This window comes from Ruegeria sp. CK2, from assembly GCF_056536585.1.
The window spans coordinates 426,226-441,196 of record NZ_JBQFPW010000001.1; the positions used below are offsets into that span (position 1 = coordinate 426,226).

Consider the following 14,971-nt stretch of genomic DNA (forward strand, 5'->3'; position numbering starts at 1 on the left):
GGTTCTCTTAGCCCTTCATCATATTGACGTCTTCAACCGCGATGGTGCCACGGTTGCGGAAAAAGCAGACCAGAATGGCCAGACCAATTGCCGCCTCGGCCGCCGCCACGGTCAGCACGAACAGCGTAAACACCTGCCCGACCAGATCGCCGAGGAAACTGGAAAATGCCACAAGGTTGATATTCACCGCCAGCAGCATCAACTCGATGCTCATCAGCAGGATGATGACGTTCTTGCGGTTCAGGAAAAGACCGAAGATTCCGATGACGAACAGCGTCGCCGCGACCGTAAGATAGTGTTCAAGTCCGATCATGATCCTAAGCCTTTTGCAGCACTTTCATTTTCAGGCCGATCCAACTGCGGTTGATACCACGGAGCATTCTCAACTTCCCAAGGCATCGCACCATCGCGATCAGGCCAAAATATTTGAAGCGCGTTCCCAAGTTTTGGACGCTTCGTTGCTTCTCGAAACGCAATGCTTGCGCCGAAGTGATTATCAAGATTTGAAGGGTGAACAGGTCGCAACTCCAAAGGATAGTTTTCGATGATCTCGTCGAGCCGTGCGTTGCCGCCATCCCAGACCCAACCAGACTTTGCGCGATCCACAATATCCGAGACAATTCTGTGGGCTGTGTCCTTGGGTAGGCCAAAAACGATCAGTTCGGGAAGCCCACAAAACTCGTCCAGATTGGTTGAGTACGAAAACTCCGGGGTTTCCTCGGGATCATCTTCGGTTGGAAAGACGCTTGTAAACGCCCAACCAAACTCATCAACTAGTGCGATGGTATTCTTTGCAAAGCTTCTCACTTCCGGCAAATCAGGCATCGACTACAACCCCTGCCCCGGTTTCACATCCTTCAACTCCATCGCCTTGGCCGGGTCGCGCATCATCTGGCCGATGATGTCCTGACGCTTGATGTCCTGACGGTGGCGCAGCGTCAAAACAATGGCGCCGATCATGGCGACCAGCAGGATCAGGCCCGCCAGTTGGAACAGAAGGAAGTATTGATCGTAGAGGATGACACCCAGCGCCTCGGTGTTGTGACGATCCACCGGAACCGGCTGGGCCAGATTGGCCGCTGCACCCTGCGCGCTGTCCCAAGCGCCAAAGGCCATTACGAACTGCATTAGGATCACCAGTCCGATCAGCAGGGCCAGCGGCATATAGCGCGCCATCTCGGCCTTAAGCTCGGCAAAGTCCACATCCAGCATCATCACCACGAACAGGAACAGCACCGCGACCGCGCCCACATAGACGATGATCAGCAGCATCGCCACGAACTCCGCGCCCAGCAGCACGAACAGCCCCGCCGCAGACAGGAAGGACAGGATCAGCCACAGCACCGAGTGCACCGGCTGGCGGCTGATCACCGTGAACAGCCCGCCGGTGATGGCGCTAATGGCAAACAGATAGAAGGCAAAGACGGTCATTGATCCTCATCCTCGTTGTCGCCCATGACCTCTTGCGCCAGTTCCAGCGCGCGGGTCATGGCCGGGATGCCGGCAAAGACCGACATCTGACCGATCGTTTCCACGATCTCTTGTTTCTTGGCGCCCGCTTCCAGCGCGTGGCGCACGGTCTGCCGTACCGCCGCATCCGCCTGCGCGCCCTGACAGGTCAACCCGGCCAGCGTCAGCAGCAGACGGGTCTTGGCATCCAGCCCGTCCTTGTTGACGGTATTGCCGAACATCATCTCCATGACCTCTTTGGGCATGGTCGGCCACAACGCCTCGAACCCTTTGGGCGAGAAATTCTCCATCGCCGGGTTCATCGCCTTGGCCATGTCCTGAGCCTGCTTCATCATCAGCTCGAACGGATTTGTCGGCGTGTCACTCATCTGTACGGCGCGTCCATTTCCAGATTGCGGGCAATCTCGGCTTCCCAACGCTCACCGTTGTCGAGCAGTTTTTCCTTGTCGTAGAACAGCTCTTCGCGGGTTTCCGTGGCGAATTCGAAGTTCGGACCTTCGACGATGGCATCGACCGGGCAGGCTTCCTGACAGAAGCCGCAATAGATGCACTTGGTCATGTCGATGTCGTACCGCGTGGTGCGGCGGCTGCCATCTTCGCGCGGTTCGGCGTCGATGGTGATGGCCTGCGCCGGACAGATCGCTTCGCACAGCTTGCAGGCGATGCAGCGTTCTTCACCATTCGGATACCGGCGCAGAGCGTGCTCACCCCGGAACCGTGGCGACAGGGGGCCCTTTTCGTGCGGGTAGTTGATGGTGGCCTTGGGGGCAAAGAAATACTTCAGCCCCAGTTTCATGCCGACCCAGAAGTCTTGCAGCAAAAAGTACTTGGCGGCGCGGGTGTAGTCGATTTGAGTCATATCAGCCTCCTACGCTCCAGCGGGCGAACGCGCCCCAGAACCAGTCGAATTTCGCTGCAAAGGCCACAAAGACCACCCATGCCAGTGAGAACGGCAGGAAGACTTTCCAGCCCAGCCTCATCAGTTGGTCATAGCGGTAGCGAGGCGTGATTGCCTTGACCATTGCAAACAGGAAGAAGAAGAACGCCATCTTGGCGATCATCCACAATACGCCATCCGGCAAGCCAGGGATCGGTGACAGCCAGCCGCCGAAGAACAGCAGCGTGGTCAGCGCGCACATCAGGAAGATGGCAATGTATTCACCGGCCATGAACAGCAGGAAGGGCGTGGCCGAGTATTCGACCTGATAGCCAGCGACCAGTTCCGATTCCGCCTCGGGCAGATCAAACGGGGGGCGATTGGTTTCGGCAAGCGCCGAGATGAAGAACAGGAACACCATCGGGAAATGCGGTAGCCAGTACCAGTTGAACAGGCCTAGATTGCCGTCCTGTGCCTGTACGATGGCCCCGAAATTCATCGACCCGGTCGAGATTATCACGCCGATGATGATCAGGCCGATGGAGACCTCATAAGAGATCATCTGCGCTGCCGAGCGCAGCGAACCCAGGAACGGGTACTTTGAGTTTGATGCCCAACCACCCATAATCACGCCATAAACTTCCAACGAAGACACAGCAAAGACGTACAGAATGGCCACGTTGATATCGGACAGGACCCAGCCGTCGTTGAACGGGATCACCGCCCAGGCGATCATCGCCAAGACAAAGGATGTCAAAGGGGCGAGGATAAATACTGTGCGGTCGGCCCCGGCGGGTATGACCACCTCTTTGACCACATATTTCAGAGCGTCTGCTACGGTTTGCAGCAAGCCGTAGACGCCAACCACGTTGGGGCCCCGGCGCATCTGAACAGCCGCCCAAATCTTGCGGTCGCCATAGACAAGAAATAACAGTGAGATCATCACAAAGGCAACAACCGCAAGTACTTGCGCCAGAATGATGATGGCTATTCCGCCTGGGGTGTTAAAGAATTCAGCCATTGGTCCTCACACCGTGGGTATTCCGTTTTCCGCGTGCGATGCAAAGGCCATGTGCCTGCGCATATTGCGGCTGGGTCGGCGTGTTGGTGTAAACAGCATCTGCCGCTATTGCGCCACCCTTTTTGTTCAGCGTCATATCCAAATCGCACCCTGCCGCCCGCCACCTGGTGTCACGTGCAGGCGCGCTTGAACGCGATATGACGAAAGTCTGCTTCATTCCGCGGCAATCTGCTCGGATTTGCGAGCCTGTGCCTGCGCCGACAGTTCGGCCATCAACTCTGAGGCGCGCGCGATCGGGTTGGTCAGATAGAAGTCTTTGATTGCATTGCGGAAAGTTGCCTTGCCCAGAGCGGCCGGGTCCAATGCCTGAACTTCGTTCTCAATCACTTCGTCGAGGCGCGCCAGATGCGGCACCGCTTCGATCAACGCGCTGCGCAGCTGGGCCAGCGAGTCATAGGGCAACGTGGCACCCAATTCCGCCGACAAAGCCCGCAAGATAGCCCAGTTTTCCTTGGCTTCACCCGGCGCAAAGCCTGCGCGCATCGCCAGCTGAGGGCGACCTTCTGTGTTCACGAACAGACCGTTTTCTTCGGTATAGGCGGCACCCGGCAAGATTACGTCAGCGCGGTGGGCACCGCGATCGCCATGGCTGCCCTGATAGATAACAAAAGCGCCGTCGCTGATCTCGACCTCGTCCGCCCCGAGGTTATAGATCACGTCGGCAGCGCCGACGGCATCCATACCGCCTTCGTTAGTCGCAGCCACATCCATCGCACCAACACGCGAAGCAGCGGTATGCAGGATGAGCAGACCGCTTTCGGTAACTGTCGCAACGCTTTGCGCAGCGGCCAGAACGGCAGCGCCGTCTGCTTCTTGCAACGCACCTTGTCCAACAATGACAAGTGAACGTTTACCCTTGATTTCGTCATCTCCACCCATGTCGACGACCTTTTGCAGCGCCGCCCGGTCATCCCCCATATGGTGATAGCCGTAGGTCAGATCCACCGCCTGCCCGATCAACGCCACCTCGGCCCCGTGTATCCAAGCCTTGCGGATACGCGCGTTCAGAACCGGTGCTTCGTCGCGCGGATTTGTTCCGATCAGCAGAATGCGCTCGGCTGTATCGATGTCTTCAATCGCAGCCGTTCCAGCATAAGCGCCTCGATTGCCCGCAGGCAGCTTGGCCCCATCGGTGCGGCATTCAACAACGCCACCCTGCCCTTCAATCATCTGTTTCAGCGCAAAGGCTGCCTCGACCGGCACCAAATCACCCACGATTCCAGCTGGTTTTTTGGCTCCTTTGAACGCTTCGGCCACTTTGGTAAGTGCCTCTGGCCATGTCGCAGCACGCAGTTTGCCGTTTTCACGCACGTAAGGCCGATCCAACCGCTGACGACGCAAACCGTCCCAGACAAAGCGGGTCTTGTCGCTGATCCATTCCTCATTTACGCCGTCATGATTGCGCGGCAGGAACCGCATCACTTCGCGGCCTTTGGTGTCGACGCGAATGTTCGAACCCAAAGCATCCATCACATCAACAGATTCCGTTTTCGTCAGCTCCCAAGGCCGCGCGGTAAAGGCGTAAGGCTTGGACGTCAGCGCTCCAACCGGGCAGAGATCAATGATGTTGCCCTGCAAATTGGAGTCGAGCGTTTCGTTTAGATACGCCGTGATTTCGGCATCCTCTCCGCGGCCGGTTTGGCCCATCTGGGTGATCCCGGCCACCTCGGTGGTGAACCGAACGCAGCGCGTGCAGCTGATGCAGCGGGTCATCGCGGTCCCGACAAGTGGCCCGAGGTTCAGATCGTCGACCGCGCGTTTGGCCTCTTTAAACCGTGACCCAGCCATACCGTAGGCCATCGCCTGATCCTGAAGGTCACACTCGCCGCCCTGATCACAGATCGGACAGTCCAGCGGGTGATTGATCAGCAGGAATTCCATCACCCCTTCGCGGGCCTTCTTGACCATAGGCGAGTTCGTCTTGACCACCGGCGCCTGCCCTTCCGGACCGGGGCGCAGATCGCGCACCTGCATCGCACAGGAGGCCGCTGGTTTCGGCGGGCCGCCAACAACTTCGACAAGGCACATCCGGCAGTTCCCGGCAATCGACAAGCGCTCGTGGTAACAAAAGCGCGGCACTTCGACCCCAGCCTGTTCGCAGGCCTGGATTAGGGTCATCGCACCATCGACTTCGATTTCCTGCCCGTCGATATTGACTTTGCGGAGGTCAGACATGGTCTAGTTCGCCCTCAAATAAACGCCGATGGCGCTGTTTCTTTCGATTTCCGTACGACCCAACGTACAGAAGGAATTCGGATTGTCGTAAGAGACGCCATGCTGGGCCAAATAGGCCTCACCTTTGGATCGCATCCGGTCTTTTTCGGAATCAGAGTCCACGTAGGCGCGGATTTCCTTGTCTGAATACCCCAGTTTGTTCGCCTTGGACCGCAACCCCCACATCACCCCGATCGCCTTCATCCTGCGCCCGCTTATCGACGGGCAATAGTCCGAAATTTCGTTTGCAATGGCGATGTAGTAGAGTTCATTGTCGATCTCTTTGACATCTCTCAAGGGCGGTTTTGCGTCTGCTGCCGCCGGGATTGTCATGAGGGCCGCCAAAGCGATTGTTTTTGCAAGAGACATGGTTTTTCCTTTCGTCTTGGGTTCCCCAAGACGACGTGCGACCCGGTTGCTATGCAATAACGGCCCAAGGATCGTGTTGTGATATGCAAAAACACGGCTCATGGTCTTTGGCACGTCCCCGCAAATGTCAGCTTGTCGTCACTGATCTGCAATTGCTGTGGTTCGGTATCCGGGCCGACCTTCCACTCAATCCGCGACGAGCCAAAATTTTCTATGCAGAACTTTGTACCCTCATAACGCCCGGCCTCGCGGGCGCCATCCAACGATGCGGATACGCCATTTACGACCACCGAGAAATCGGCTGGCGAGACTTTTTTGTCCACCACTTTAGCCTTGGCCCGAAAAGCCTGACCATCGAACAGAATCCGATCATCCGATGGCCTGAGCAATCCACAAGCTGATACAAGAAGACACGCAGAAACAAGTGTAACGCGCTTAAGAACGACTTTTACCAAGGTAACCACTCCCGTTTAGTGGCTGGCCTGAGCGGCATGTCGACAACGACCGAGACCGTTAACTGTGTCTGCATCGCAATCACTCCGCTGCAACTTGGGCGCACCGATTGTCGCGCCACTTGCTTGCCGGTTTCAATTCATCCCAGCCAAAGGCCTGGGTGTCGGGACCATTTGTCCGCAGGTGGTCCAACCTCTCCAACCCTTCTTCAAGGGTCGGTTTGTGCCCTTCAGGCACCCACCACATCACAAAGTGCTGCTCGCCCAGCACTTCAAACCAGTCATGCCGGCGCTCGTAGAACTGTTTGTGGATCGTGCCCCAAACAAAACGCTCAAGACTTTCGACATTTTTCCAAACAGTCATGTTGGCGACAAATTGAGGATCACCGTCGATGTTGTTTTCGGTATTGCCGGTTCCCGGCTCGCCTGATCCCTCCATCATCCAGACAAAGCCCGGTATGCGCTTGCCAAGCCCGTTGATACGGTCGAGATTGTTCATGAATTCCGCCACACGCGGATCATCAGTCGGGGTCAGCAAACGCCCGATGTTCAATTCCGCCAGGTGATGTCCGTCAGGTTGGATCAAAACGCCGCCCCCAATGCCAGAACGCCCAGAATGACCATACAGGCCCATCCGACGACATAAGAAATCGACCGCAACCCGCTGTTTTGCTTACCAATTCCGCGCAAATGAATCACCAGCATGACGATCCGCGCCACCAACGCAACCGACGCCAACAGGTTCACCCAAAACGGGCTTGCCCCCAAAAGGATCGCCGCAATGGTCACGGCAAGATACGCTGGCAGTGTCTCGGTTCCGTTCAGGTAAGCGCGATTCAGGCGATAAGCGTTATCGGAGTAGTCCTGCTCTGGCGTTGCGCCCGGGGCCAGTCCCTTGCCCTGTTTTACCAGAGCTGTGAACGGCGACATGAACAGGACGATCAAGGTAAAGATCATCAGCGAGGCGATTGCGTGTGAATACTCAGCGAATACATCCAACATACCGTCTCTCCTTCACCCGACCTGTTCGCATTGAGCGGCTTTCCAAAGCGCCGCTTCTTTGGCACCAGCCCACCCAAAGGAAAACTCGGTCTCCCCGTGTTCTTCAAGATGACGATACCGTTCGGCCGCCTCCGCAATTGTCGGTCGATGCCCAGCCGGAACCCACCATAAAACCAACCGCAAGGCGTCACTGGGCGCATACCATTCGTGTTTTCGGTCATAGAACTGTTTGTGAACGGTGTTCCAGACGAAATTCTCCAAACTGGTAATATCTTCCCATACCGACAATGTCGAAGCCGTTCGCGGATTGCCCCCCAACGGGCCTGTCGGATCGCATTGTGCGTCTTCCATCGCATCATCCGACATGCGCCATACGAAACCGGGGGCACGCCTAGCAACCGCGTATACCCGGTCAAGGTTATCCGCAAAGTCTTTGACGCGCGGATCTTCCCAGTCGTAGCGCAACGTGCCGATATTGAATTCGGCGATATGATGACCCGATGGCTGCATTTTCACTCGGCCGCCATCGCACCCATGCGACCCGATTTCTGGGCTCTGATACGGTCTTCGATCTCTTCGCGGAAGTTACGGATCAGGCCCTGGATTGGCCAGGCCGCTGCGTCCCCAAGGGCGCAAATCGTGTGGCCTTCGACCTGCTTGGTCACATCGAACAACATGTCGATCTCTTCCAGCTCCGCTTCACCGCGCACCAGACGATCCATAACACGCATCATCCAGCCCGTGCCTTCTCGGCAGGGCGTGCACTGGCCGCAGCTTTCGTGCTTGTAGAATTTTGACAGACGCCAGATCGCTTTAATGATGTCCGTGGACTTGTCCATCACGATCACGGCAGCGGTCCCGAGGCCCGAGCCCAGATCGTTACGCAGATGGTCAAAATCCATGATCGCATCGCGCATGTTCTCGCCGCGAACACATGGCACCGAGGACCCACCCGGGATTACTGCCAACAGGTTGTCCCAACCACCGCGAATGCCGCCGCAATGGGTTTCGATCAGCTGTTCAAATGGGATCGACATCGCCTCTTCGACAACACAAGGATTGTTGACGTGACCAGAGATCGCAAACAGTTTGGTGCCAGCGTTGTTCTGACGGCCAAAGCCAGCAAACCAGTCAGCTCCGCGCCGCAGAATGGTTGGCACAACAGCGATGGATTCCACGTTGTTAACTGTGGTCGGGCAACCATAAAGGCCCGCACCCGCCGGGAACGGAGGCTTCATCCGCGGCATGCCCTTTTTGCCTTCAAGGCTTTCAATCAGCGCGGTTTCTTCACCGCAGATATAGGCGCCCGCGCCATGGTGCAGGAACAGATCGAAATCCCATCCCGATCCGGCGGCGTTTTTACCCAGCAGACCGGCATCATAAGCCTCATCAATCGCGGCCTGCAGCGCCTCGCGTTCGCGAATATATTCGCCGCGCAGGTAGATATAACAAGTGTTTGCGTTCATCGCGAAGGACGCGATCAGGCAGCCTTCGATCAAGGTATGCGGATCATGGCGCATAATCTCGCGGTCTTTGCAGGTGCCGGGTTCGGATTCGTCGGCATTCACCACCAGATAGGCCGGGCGACCATCGCTTTCCTTGGGCATGAACGACCATTTCAGACCCGTTGGAAAACCCGCACCGCCCCGACCGCGCAAACCTGAATCTTTCATCGTTTGAATAATCCAGTCGCGCCCATTGCCAATCAGGCCAGCGGTTCCGTCCCAATGCCCCCGAGCTTGCGCGCCTTTCAGCGTCCGCTCGTGCATCCCGTAGATGTTGGTAAAGATCCGGTCCTGATCCTTCAGCATCGCTCGCTTACCTTTGGTTGTCCTGACGCATGCGCCAGAGTTGAAATATGTTGATCACCGCGTAGATGAATCCGCCCAATGCGGCGAAATCAAACAGCAGCGCATAGCGCCCGGGCATTTCCAAAGCCGGGCCGATGAACAGCGACACCGCAAGCCACAACAGCATGGTCACAGCAATGACCACCCCGATATGCCGGCCCTTGCGGGCTATTGCTTGTTCCTTGTCGTCCATCTTATCCCGGCACCCAATTGGTGGAGCCACTCATCCCTGTGTCAGTGTTCGTAAAGCCCGTCTTTTTTTGCGCGTTTGGCGAATTCTGTCTCTTCACCCGCTGCCAGTTTCGACGCTTGTTCGATCCAGCCATCCCGTTCAATCCGACCTTTGAACTTCAATCGCGCATCAACCCAGGCCACATGCCCGTCTGTCCAGGCTGCGATCTGGTCAAAGTGATAGAAGCCCAGTTCGTTGAGCGTCTGCTCCAGCTTCGGTCCCACGCCTTTCAACAGCTTCAGGTCATCTGGCGCACCACCCCGAGCCCTAGTCAGCGTTTCGGGCTGGTCTTCTTTGAACTCGGCCGGTTTTGCTTCGGCTTTCTTGGCCTTGGCAGGTTTGGATTTAGCCTCTGCCGCCTGCTTTACCGCAGGTTTGCCAGTTGCAGGTGCCTTGGGTGGTTTCGGAGCCGACTTCGTCGCAGCGGCTTTGCCATCCTTGCCCAACCATGGCGTCAGGATTGGAACCTCGGTTCCGTCGATCCGCTTTATGGTGTCGCCCAGATCACTGGCCAAGGCGACACTGGCATTGTATTGCGGCTTGCCTGCGTCATATTCGGTCAGGCTGGACAGACCACTCAGAGGTTCTGCGGCATAGCGCCCGTTTTGCGGGCCCGGAAGCGGCACTTTGCCCGCTGCCAGATCGTCGATGATCTTACCAAACCTCTCGGCCGTCAGATCTTCGTAGTAATCCTTGCCGATCTGCGCCATCGGCGCATTGGTGCAGGAGCCCAGACATTCGACCTCTTCCCAGCTCAGCTTACCATCGGCGGACAAAACATGCGGTTTCTCGGCGATCTTGTCCTTGCAGACCGCGATCAGGTCTTCGGCCCCGCAGATCATGCAGGAAGTCGTGCCACAAACCTGAATATGGGCGACCGAGCCCACCGGCTGCAATTGAAACATAAAGTAGAAAGAGGCGACTTCAAGAACCCGGATATAAGCCATGCCAAGCATGTCGGCGACGGATTCAATCGCCGGACGGCTCAGCCAGCCCTCCTGCTCCTGCGCGCGCCACAAAAGCGGGATGACCGCGCTGGCCTGACGGCCCTCAGGGTATTTGGTGATCTGCGCTTCGGCCCATTGCTGGTTGGCAGCGGTGAAGGCGAACGTCTCAGGCTGTTCAGGATATAAACGGCGTAGCATTTGTCATCCGGTCTTCAGGTTAACGGGAACCAGACGCCTCTGTCCGAGGGGGCCCCCATATTTGGAACTATGTGATTTTGATCAAGATCGCGAACATCGATATTTGCGCGAATATGGGCGACTTCTCCACCAACTGAAAGCGAGCTTGAAATCAAGCTGATAGCATCATTTACATCGAAAGCTGTCACACCCACTCCCAGCTTGGCCAGGAACGGTCGCGGCTCAGAGTACTCGACCCAGTATCTAGTGAGTTCAGCTTTCACCGATCAATCTCCCCGAATACGACGTCCATCGTCCCAATGATGGCGGCGACGTCGGCCAATTGGTGCCCTCCGGCAATGTAATCCATAGCTTGCAGGTGTAGGAAACCGGGTGCGCGCAGCTTGGCGCGGTAGGGTTTGTTGGCACCATCGGCGACCAGGTAGACGCCGAATTCGCCCTTGGGGGCCTCGACGGCGGCATAAACCTCGCCCGCGGGAACGTGGAAGCCTTCGGTGTACAGCTTGAAGTGATGGATCAGGCTTTCCATCGAGGTCTTCATGTCCGACCGGCTTGGCGGGGTGATCTTGCCGCGCGCTAAAATATCCCCCGGACACTCGCGGATTTTGGCGATAGCCTGACGGATGATCAGCAGCGACTGGCGCATCTCTTCCATGCGCACCAGATAGCGGTCATAGCAGTCGCCGTTCTTGCCTACAGGGATCTGAAATTCGAACTCGTCGTAGCATTCATAGGGCTGTGCACGGCGCAGATCCCAGGCCAGCCCAGATCCGCGCACCATGACGCCCGAGAAGCCGTATTTCTGGATGTCATCCTCGGTCACGACGCCGATATCGGCGTTACGTTGCTTGAAGATGCGGTTTTCGGTCAGCAACCCGTCGATATCGCCCAAAACGGCAGGGAATTCATGGCTCCATGCCTCGATATCGTCCAACAGTTCCGGCGGCAGGTCCTGATGCACACCGCCAGGGCGGAAATAGGCCGCGTGCAGGCGGGCACCGCAGGCACGCTCATAAAACACCATCAGCTTTTCGCGTTCTTCAAAGCCCCAGAGCGGCGGGGTCAGCGCGCCGACGTCCATCGCTTGGGTGGTCACGTTCAGCAGATGGTTCAGGATGCGCCCAATCTCAGAATACAGGACCCGGATCAGAGAGGCCCGGCGGGGCACTTCAACCCCGGTCAGCTTTTCAATAGCCAGACACCAAGCGTGTTCCTGATTCATCGGCGCCACGTAATCGAGACGATCGAAATACGGCAGGTTTTGCAGATAGGTCCGGCTTTCCATCAGCTTTTCGGTGCCACGGTGCAGCAGGCCGATATGCGGGTCACAGCGCTCGACGATTTCGCCGTCCAGCTCAAGCACCAGACGCAAAACCCCATGCGCGGCAGGGTGCTGCGGGCCAAAGTTAATGTTAAAGTTGCGGATCTTCTGCTCGCCGCTCAGCGCGTCCGAACTGCCGTCATCATATCTGGAGCCGTCCATCAACGCCGTCCCCTCTTATTCTTCTTTGCCGCGGCCCGAACCCGAGCCTTTTCGGCCTCGGCCGCTTTGGCGGCAGCGCCCGCAAGCAGCACGCCCAGCGCGCCCAAAGCGATCAGTTCCCCCAGCAGCATCAGCATCTCAGCGGCGCTCCAATTCCTGAAGTTTCAAACCGACCCACCACAGCAGCGCGATAGTGCCAAATGGGACCAGGCACAGCAGACACCAGTATTTGTTGATCCCGAAAAACGGCAGAATTTTCACCATCGGGATGATGGTCAGCGCAGAAAGGATCAGCCACCAGATACCACCCATTATTCGGCCTCCTGCTTTTCATCGCCAGGCAGAATGTACTCCGCACCTTCCCACGGGGACATGAAGTCAAACTGACGGTACTCTTGCACCAGCGAGACCGGCTCGTACACGACACGCTTTTGCGCCTCATCATACCGAACTTCGGTATAGCCGGTGGTCGGGAAATCCTTGCGCAATGGATGGCCACGGAACCCATAGTCGGTCAGGATGCGCCGCAGGTCCGGATGGCCCGAGAACAGAATGCCAAACATGTCGTACACCTCACGCTCGAACCAATTGGCCGAGGGGTGAACGTCGACAATCGACGGAACCATGTCTTCTTCCCGGATCGAGACCCGCAGACGGATGCGCTGATTCTGGTACATGGACAGGAAATGGTAGACCACATCAAACCGCTTGGCCCGCTCGGGGTAGTCCACAGCAGTGATATCTACCAGAGACGAGAACTTGCAGTTCTGATCAGATTTCAGAAATTCGATAAACTCAACCAGGTTGGACGGGGCCACATCGACGTTCAGCTCACCGTGGGTGACGTCCCAGGACAGAACACAATCGGTTCGCTTGAGTTCCAGCTGGGCGCCGAGTTCTTTGAGTGCTTCGCTCATCCGGTGCCTCCTTTTAGCGCACGATCGTGCCGGTACGGCGGATTTTGCGTTGCAATTGCATCAATCCGTATAGCAACGCTTCGGCTGTTGGAGGGCAGCCAGGGACGTAAATGTCCACCGGAACGATACGATCACAACCACGTACAACCGAATAGGAATAGTGATAATATCCGCCACCATTGGCGCAGGATCCCATAGAGATCACATAGCGCGGCTCGGGCATCTGGTCATAAACCTTGCGCAGCGCGGGGGCCATCTTGTTGGTCAGCGTTCCGGCCACGATCATCACGTCCGACTGACGCGGAGACGCGCGGGGCGCAATGCCAAACCGTTCCGCATCATAACGCGGCATCGAGGTGTGCATCATCTCAACCGCGCAGCAGGCCAGACCAAAGGTCATCCAGTGCAGTGAGCCAGTACGGGCCCAATTGATGATGTCCTCGGTCGAGGTCAGCAGGAACCCTTTGTCCTGCAGCTCGGCGTTCAGGGCCTGGGTGGCGACTTCTTTGTCGACGCCCGCAGTGTTTGCGCCCGTCATCACTCCCATTCCAAGGCTCCCTTCTTCCACTCATAGGCAAAGCCGATGGTCAGAACGCCTAGGAACACCATCATCGACCAGAAGCCTACATCGCTGATGTCTTTGAACCCAACGGCCCAAGGGAACAGGAACGCAATCTCCAGATCAAAGATGATGAAGAGAATCGCAACCAGATAGAACCGCACGTCGAATTTCATCCGCGCATCATCAAAAGCATTGAAACCGCATTCATAGGCGCTGACTTTTTCCGGGTCAGGATTGCGGACGGCCAGCACAACGGCGGCAAGAATCAAAACGATTCCAAGACCGACCGCCACGGCCAGAAACACCAGGATCGGGAGGTATTCCCGCAGCAGGTCTTCCACTAGTAGCTCCTTTCCTGCGCATCCTCTATTGGAATGCGCCGTCAATTGGCGTGTTGACTGGACATTCTCTATCCCTGCGGGGTCAGAGGGTCAACCGAACACAAGCGCACACCGCATCAATCCTGCGCTTGACAACGTCAGGAAGAATCGCAACCGGTGAACCCCAGGTTGCCTTGTACGGTAAGCGTTAAACTTTGTTGTTCCACGCGGGGTTACGCTTGTCAAAAAACGCACCAATCCCCTCTTGGGCTTCAGATGTCTCCCAGCGGGAGACCAGTTTTTGGATGGTGTGATCAATCACGCTGTCATCGATACGAGGACCCAGTTCCCGGACAAGTTCCTTTGCGGAGGCAACCGCACCGGGGGCGCAGCTCAGGTAAGGTTGAACCTCTGCCTCGATCGCCGCGTCGAGCTCATCGGCGGGCGCCACCTTGGCCAATAACCCCAGATCCACCGCTTCGTGCGCATCGAACAACCGCGCAGACATGAACACCCTCCGGGCTTTCGCCTCACCCATCCGGGCAATCACATAAGGTCCGATGGTGGCCGGGATCAGCCCCAACCGGGTTTCGGTCAGCCCCATCTTCAGGCTGTCGACGCCAATGGCTACATCACAGACTGAGGCTAAACCGACGCCGCCGCCAAAGGCATTGCCCTGCAACGCGCCAATCAACGGTTTGTTTAGCATGTTCAAAGCCTGCAGCATTTCCGCAAGTTTGCGTGCTTCGACAAAACGTGTCGCCGAATCTGCCGCCATCTGCTCTTTCATCCAGCCCAGATCACCACCGGCGCAAAAAGTTTTGCCTGCGCCGGTCAAAATGACCACACGCACGTCTTGATCGTTCCCCAGATCAGCCGCCGCATGCGTCAGTTCCGCGATCATAATGGCCGACATTGCATTGTGCTTTTCGGCAAGGTTCAGGGTCAGCGTTGCAACGCCCCGGTCATCTGAGGTGAGCGTGATCGCTTCGTACAT

General features: G+C 57.0%; 23 protein-coding genes. All 23 read right to left on the reverse strand.

Annotated features, from left to right (window positions below; genetic code table 11):
• Window positions 1–7 precede the first annotated feature (7 nt).
• The 23 genes from nuoK to ACR0BU_RS02160 all read right to left on the reverse strand — a co-directional run bounded on the left by nuoK (window position 8) and on the right by ACR0BU_RS02160 (window position 14,971).
• A complete protein-coding gene (gene nuoK, locus ACR0BU_RS02050; protein ID WP_005984024.1) occupies window positions 8–313 on the reverse strand; it encodes an NADH-quinone oxidoreductase subunit NuoK in 306 nt (101 codons plus the stop codon).
• The gene (locus ACR0BU_RS02055; RefSeq protein WP_480735009.1) at window positions 310–825 is read right to left on the reverse strand and encodes a DUF4262 domain-containing protein; all 516 of its coding nucleotides are present in this window, start codon (window positions 823–825) and stop codon (window positions 310–312) included. Before ACR0BU_RS02055 ends, nuoK begins: the two co-directional genes overlap by 4 nt.
• 3 nt (window positions 826–828) lie before the next feature.
• A complete protein-coding gene (locus tag ACR0BU_RS02060) occupies window positions 829–1,431 on the reverse strand; it encodes an NADH-quinone oxidoreductase subunit J (protein WP_480636068.1) in 603 nt (200 codons plus the stop codon).
• Window positions 1,428–1,838, reverse strand: a complete 411-nt coding sequence (locus tag ACR0BU_RS02065; protein ID WP_480735007.1) for a carboxymuconolactone decarboxylase family protein — start codon at window positions 1,836–1,838, stop codon at window positions 1,428–1,430. Before ACR0BU_RS02065 ends, ACR0BU_RS02060 begins: the two co-directional genes overlap by 4 nt.
• Window positions 1,835–2,329: an NADH-quinone oxidoreductase subunit NuoI gene (gene nuoI, locus ACR0BU_RS02070; protein WP_050602762.1), complete on the reverse strand. Its 495-nt coding sequence runs from the start codon at window positions 2,327–2,329 to the stop codon at window positions 1,835–1,837. Before nuoI ends, ACR0BU_RS02065 begins: the two co-directional genes overlap by 4 nt.
• A gap of 1 nt (window position 2,330) precedes the next feature.
• Window positions 2,331–3,368 (reverse strand): NADH-quinone oxidoreductase subunit NuoH, encoded by a 1,038-nt coding sequence (gene nuoH / locus ACR0BU_RS02075; RefSeq protein ID WP_298932966.1) that lies wholly within the window; start codon window positions 3,366–3,368, stop codon window positions 2,331–2,333.
• A complete protein-coding gene (locus tag ACR0BU_RS02080; protein WP_480735005.1) occupies window positions 3,361–3,585 on the reverse strand; it encodes a hypothetical protein in 225 nt (74 codons plus the stop codon). The genes nuoH and ACR0BU_RS02080 overlap by 8 nt, the downstream gene beginning before the upstream one ends.
• Window positions 3,582–5,603 carry an NADH-quinone oxidoreductase subunit NuoG gene (nuoG, locus tag ACR0BU_RS02085; protein WP_480735003.1) on the reverse strand — a complete coding sequence of 674 codons (2,022 nt, stop codon included), beginning with the start codon at window positions 5,601–5,603 and terminating at the stop codon, window positions 3,582–3,584. Before nuoG ends, ACR0BU_RS02080 begins: the two co-directional genes overlap by 4 nt.
• Window positions 5,604–5,606: 3 nt before the next feature.
• Window positions 5,607–6,011 carry a DUF5333 domain-containing protein gene (locus tag ACR0BU_RS02090; RefSeq protein WP_299080007.1) on the reverse strand — a complete coding sequence of 135 codons (405 nt, stop codon included), beginning with the start codon at window positions 6,009–6,011 and terminating at the stop codon, window positions 5,607–5,609.
• Between the two features lie 98 nt (window positions 6,012–6,109).
• Window positions 6,110–6,466 (reverse strand): hypothetical protein, encoded by a 357-nt coding sequence (locus tag ACR0BU_RS02095; RefSeq protein ID WP_300067871.1) that lies wholly within the window; start codon window positions 6,464–6,466, stop codon window positions 6,110–6,112.
• A 79-nt stretch (window positions 6,467–6,545) separates the two neighbouring features.
• Window positions 6,546–7,049: a DUF3291 domain-containing protein gene (locus tag ACR0BU_RS02100; protein ID WP_480735002.1), complete on the reverse strand. Its 504-nt coding sequence runs from the start codon at window positions 7,047–7,049 to the stop codon at window positions 6,546–6,548.
• Window positions 7,046–7,465 carry an MAPEG family protein gene (locus ACR0BU_RS02105; RefSeq protein WP_480735000.1) on the reverse strand — a complete coding sequence of 140 codons (420 nt, stop codon included), beginning with the start codon at window positions 7,463–7,465 and terminating at the stop codon, window positions 7,046–7,048. Before ACR0BU_RS02105 ends, ACR0BU_RS02100 begins: the two co-directional genes overlap by 4 nt.
• A 12-nt stretch (window positions 7,466–7,477) precedes the next feature.
• The gene (locus ACR0BU_RS02110) at window positions 7,478–7,975 is read right to left on the reverse strand and encodes a DUF3291 domain-containing protein (protein WP_480735798.1); all 498 of its coding nucleotides are present in this window, start codon (window positions 7,973–7,975) and stop codon (window positions 7,478–7,480) included.
• A gap of 2 nt (window positions 7,976–7,977) precedes the next feature.
• Window positions 7,978–9,276, reverse strand: a complete 1,299-nt coding sequence (gene nuoF, locus ACR0BU_RS02115) for an NADH-quinone oxidoreductase subunit NuoF (protein WP_300067880.1) — start codon at window positions 9,274–9,276, stop codon at window positions 7,978–7,980.
• A 7-nt stretch (window positions 9,277–9,283) separates the two neighbouring features.
• Complete coding sequence (locus tag ACR0BU_RS02120; RefSeq protein WP_298932980.1) at window positions 9,284–9,508, reverse strand: DUF5337 domain-containing protein; 225 nt, start codon at window positions 9,506–9,508, stop codon at window positions 9,284–9,286.
• A gap of 41 nt (window positions 9,509–9,549) precedes the next feature.
• Window positions 9,550–10,692 carry an NADH-quinone oxidoreductase subunit NuoE gene (gene nuoE, locus ACR0BU_RS02125; RefSeq protein WP_480734999.1) on the reverse strand — a complete coding sequence of 381 codons (1,143 nt, stop codon included), beginning with the start codon at window positions 10,690–10,692 and terminating at the stop codon, window positions 9,550–9,552.
• A 259-nt stretch (window positions 10,693–10,951) separates the two neighbouring features.
• Entirely contained in the window at window positions 10,952–12,175 is a 1,224-nt protein-coding gene (locus ACR0BU_RS02130; protein WP_480734997.1) for an NADH-quinone oxidoreductase subunit D, read from the reverse strand.
• A complete protein-coding gene (locus ACR0BU_RS02135) occupies window positions 12,175–12,306 on the reverse strand; it encodes a hypothetical protein (protein WP_480734996.1) in 132 nt (43 codons plus the stop codon). Before ACR0BU_RS02135 ends, ACR0BU_RS02130 begins: the two co-directional genes overlap by 1 nt.
• 7 nt (window positions 12,307–12,313) lie before the next feature.
• Window positions 12,314–12,487, reverse strand: coding sequence for a hypothetical protein (locus ACR0BU_RS02140; protein WP_010442775.1), 174 nt, complete (start codon window positions 12,485–12,487; stop codon window positions 12,314–12,316).
• Window positions 12,487–13,092 carry an NADH-quinone oxidoreductase subunit C gene (locus ACR0BU_RS02145; protein ID WP_480734994.1) on the reverse strand — a complete coding sequence of 202 codons (606 nt, stop codon included), beginning with the start codon at window positions 13,090–13,092 and terminating at the stop codon, window positions 12,487–12,489. Before ACR0BU_RS02145 ends, ACR0BU_RS02140 begins: the two co-directional genes overlap by 1 nt.
• A 13-nt stretch (window positions 13,093–13,105) precedes the next feature.
• Window positions 13,106–13,639, reverse strand: a complete 534-nt coding sequence (locus ACR0BU_RS02150) for a NuoB/complex I 20 kDa subunit family protein (protein ID WP_037307875.1) — start codon at window positions 13,637–13,639, stop codon at window positions 13,106–13,108.
• Window positions 13,630–13,995, reverse strand: a complete 366-nt coding sequence (locus ACR0BU_RS02155) for an NADH-quinone oxidoreductase subunit A (RefSeq protein WP_120635912.1) — start codon at window positions 13,993–13,995, stop codon at window positions 13,630–13,632. The genes ACR0BU_RS02150 and ACR0BU_RS02155 overlap by 10 nt, the downstream gene beginning before the upstream one ends.
• Window positions 13,996–14,182: 187 nt before the next feature.
• Window positions 14,183–14,971 carry a crotonase/enoyl-CoA hydratase family protein gene (locus ACR0BU_RS02160; protein WP_300067896.1) on the reverse strand — a complete coding sequence of 263 codons (789 nt, stop codon included), beginning with the start codon at window positions 14,969–14,971 and terminating at the stop codon, window positions 14,183–14,185.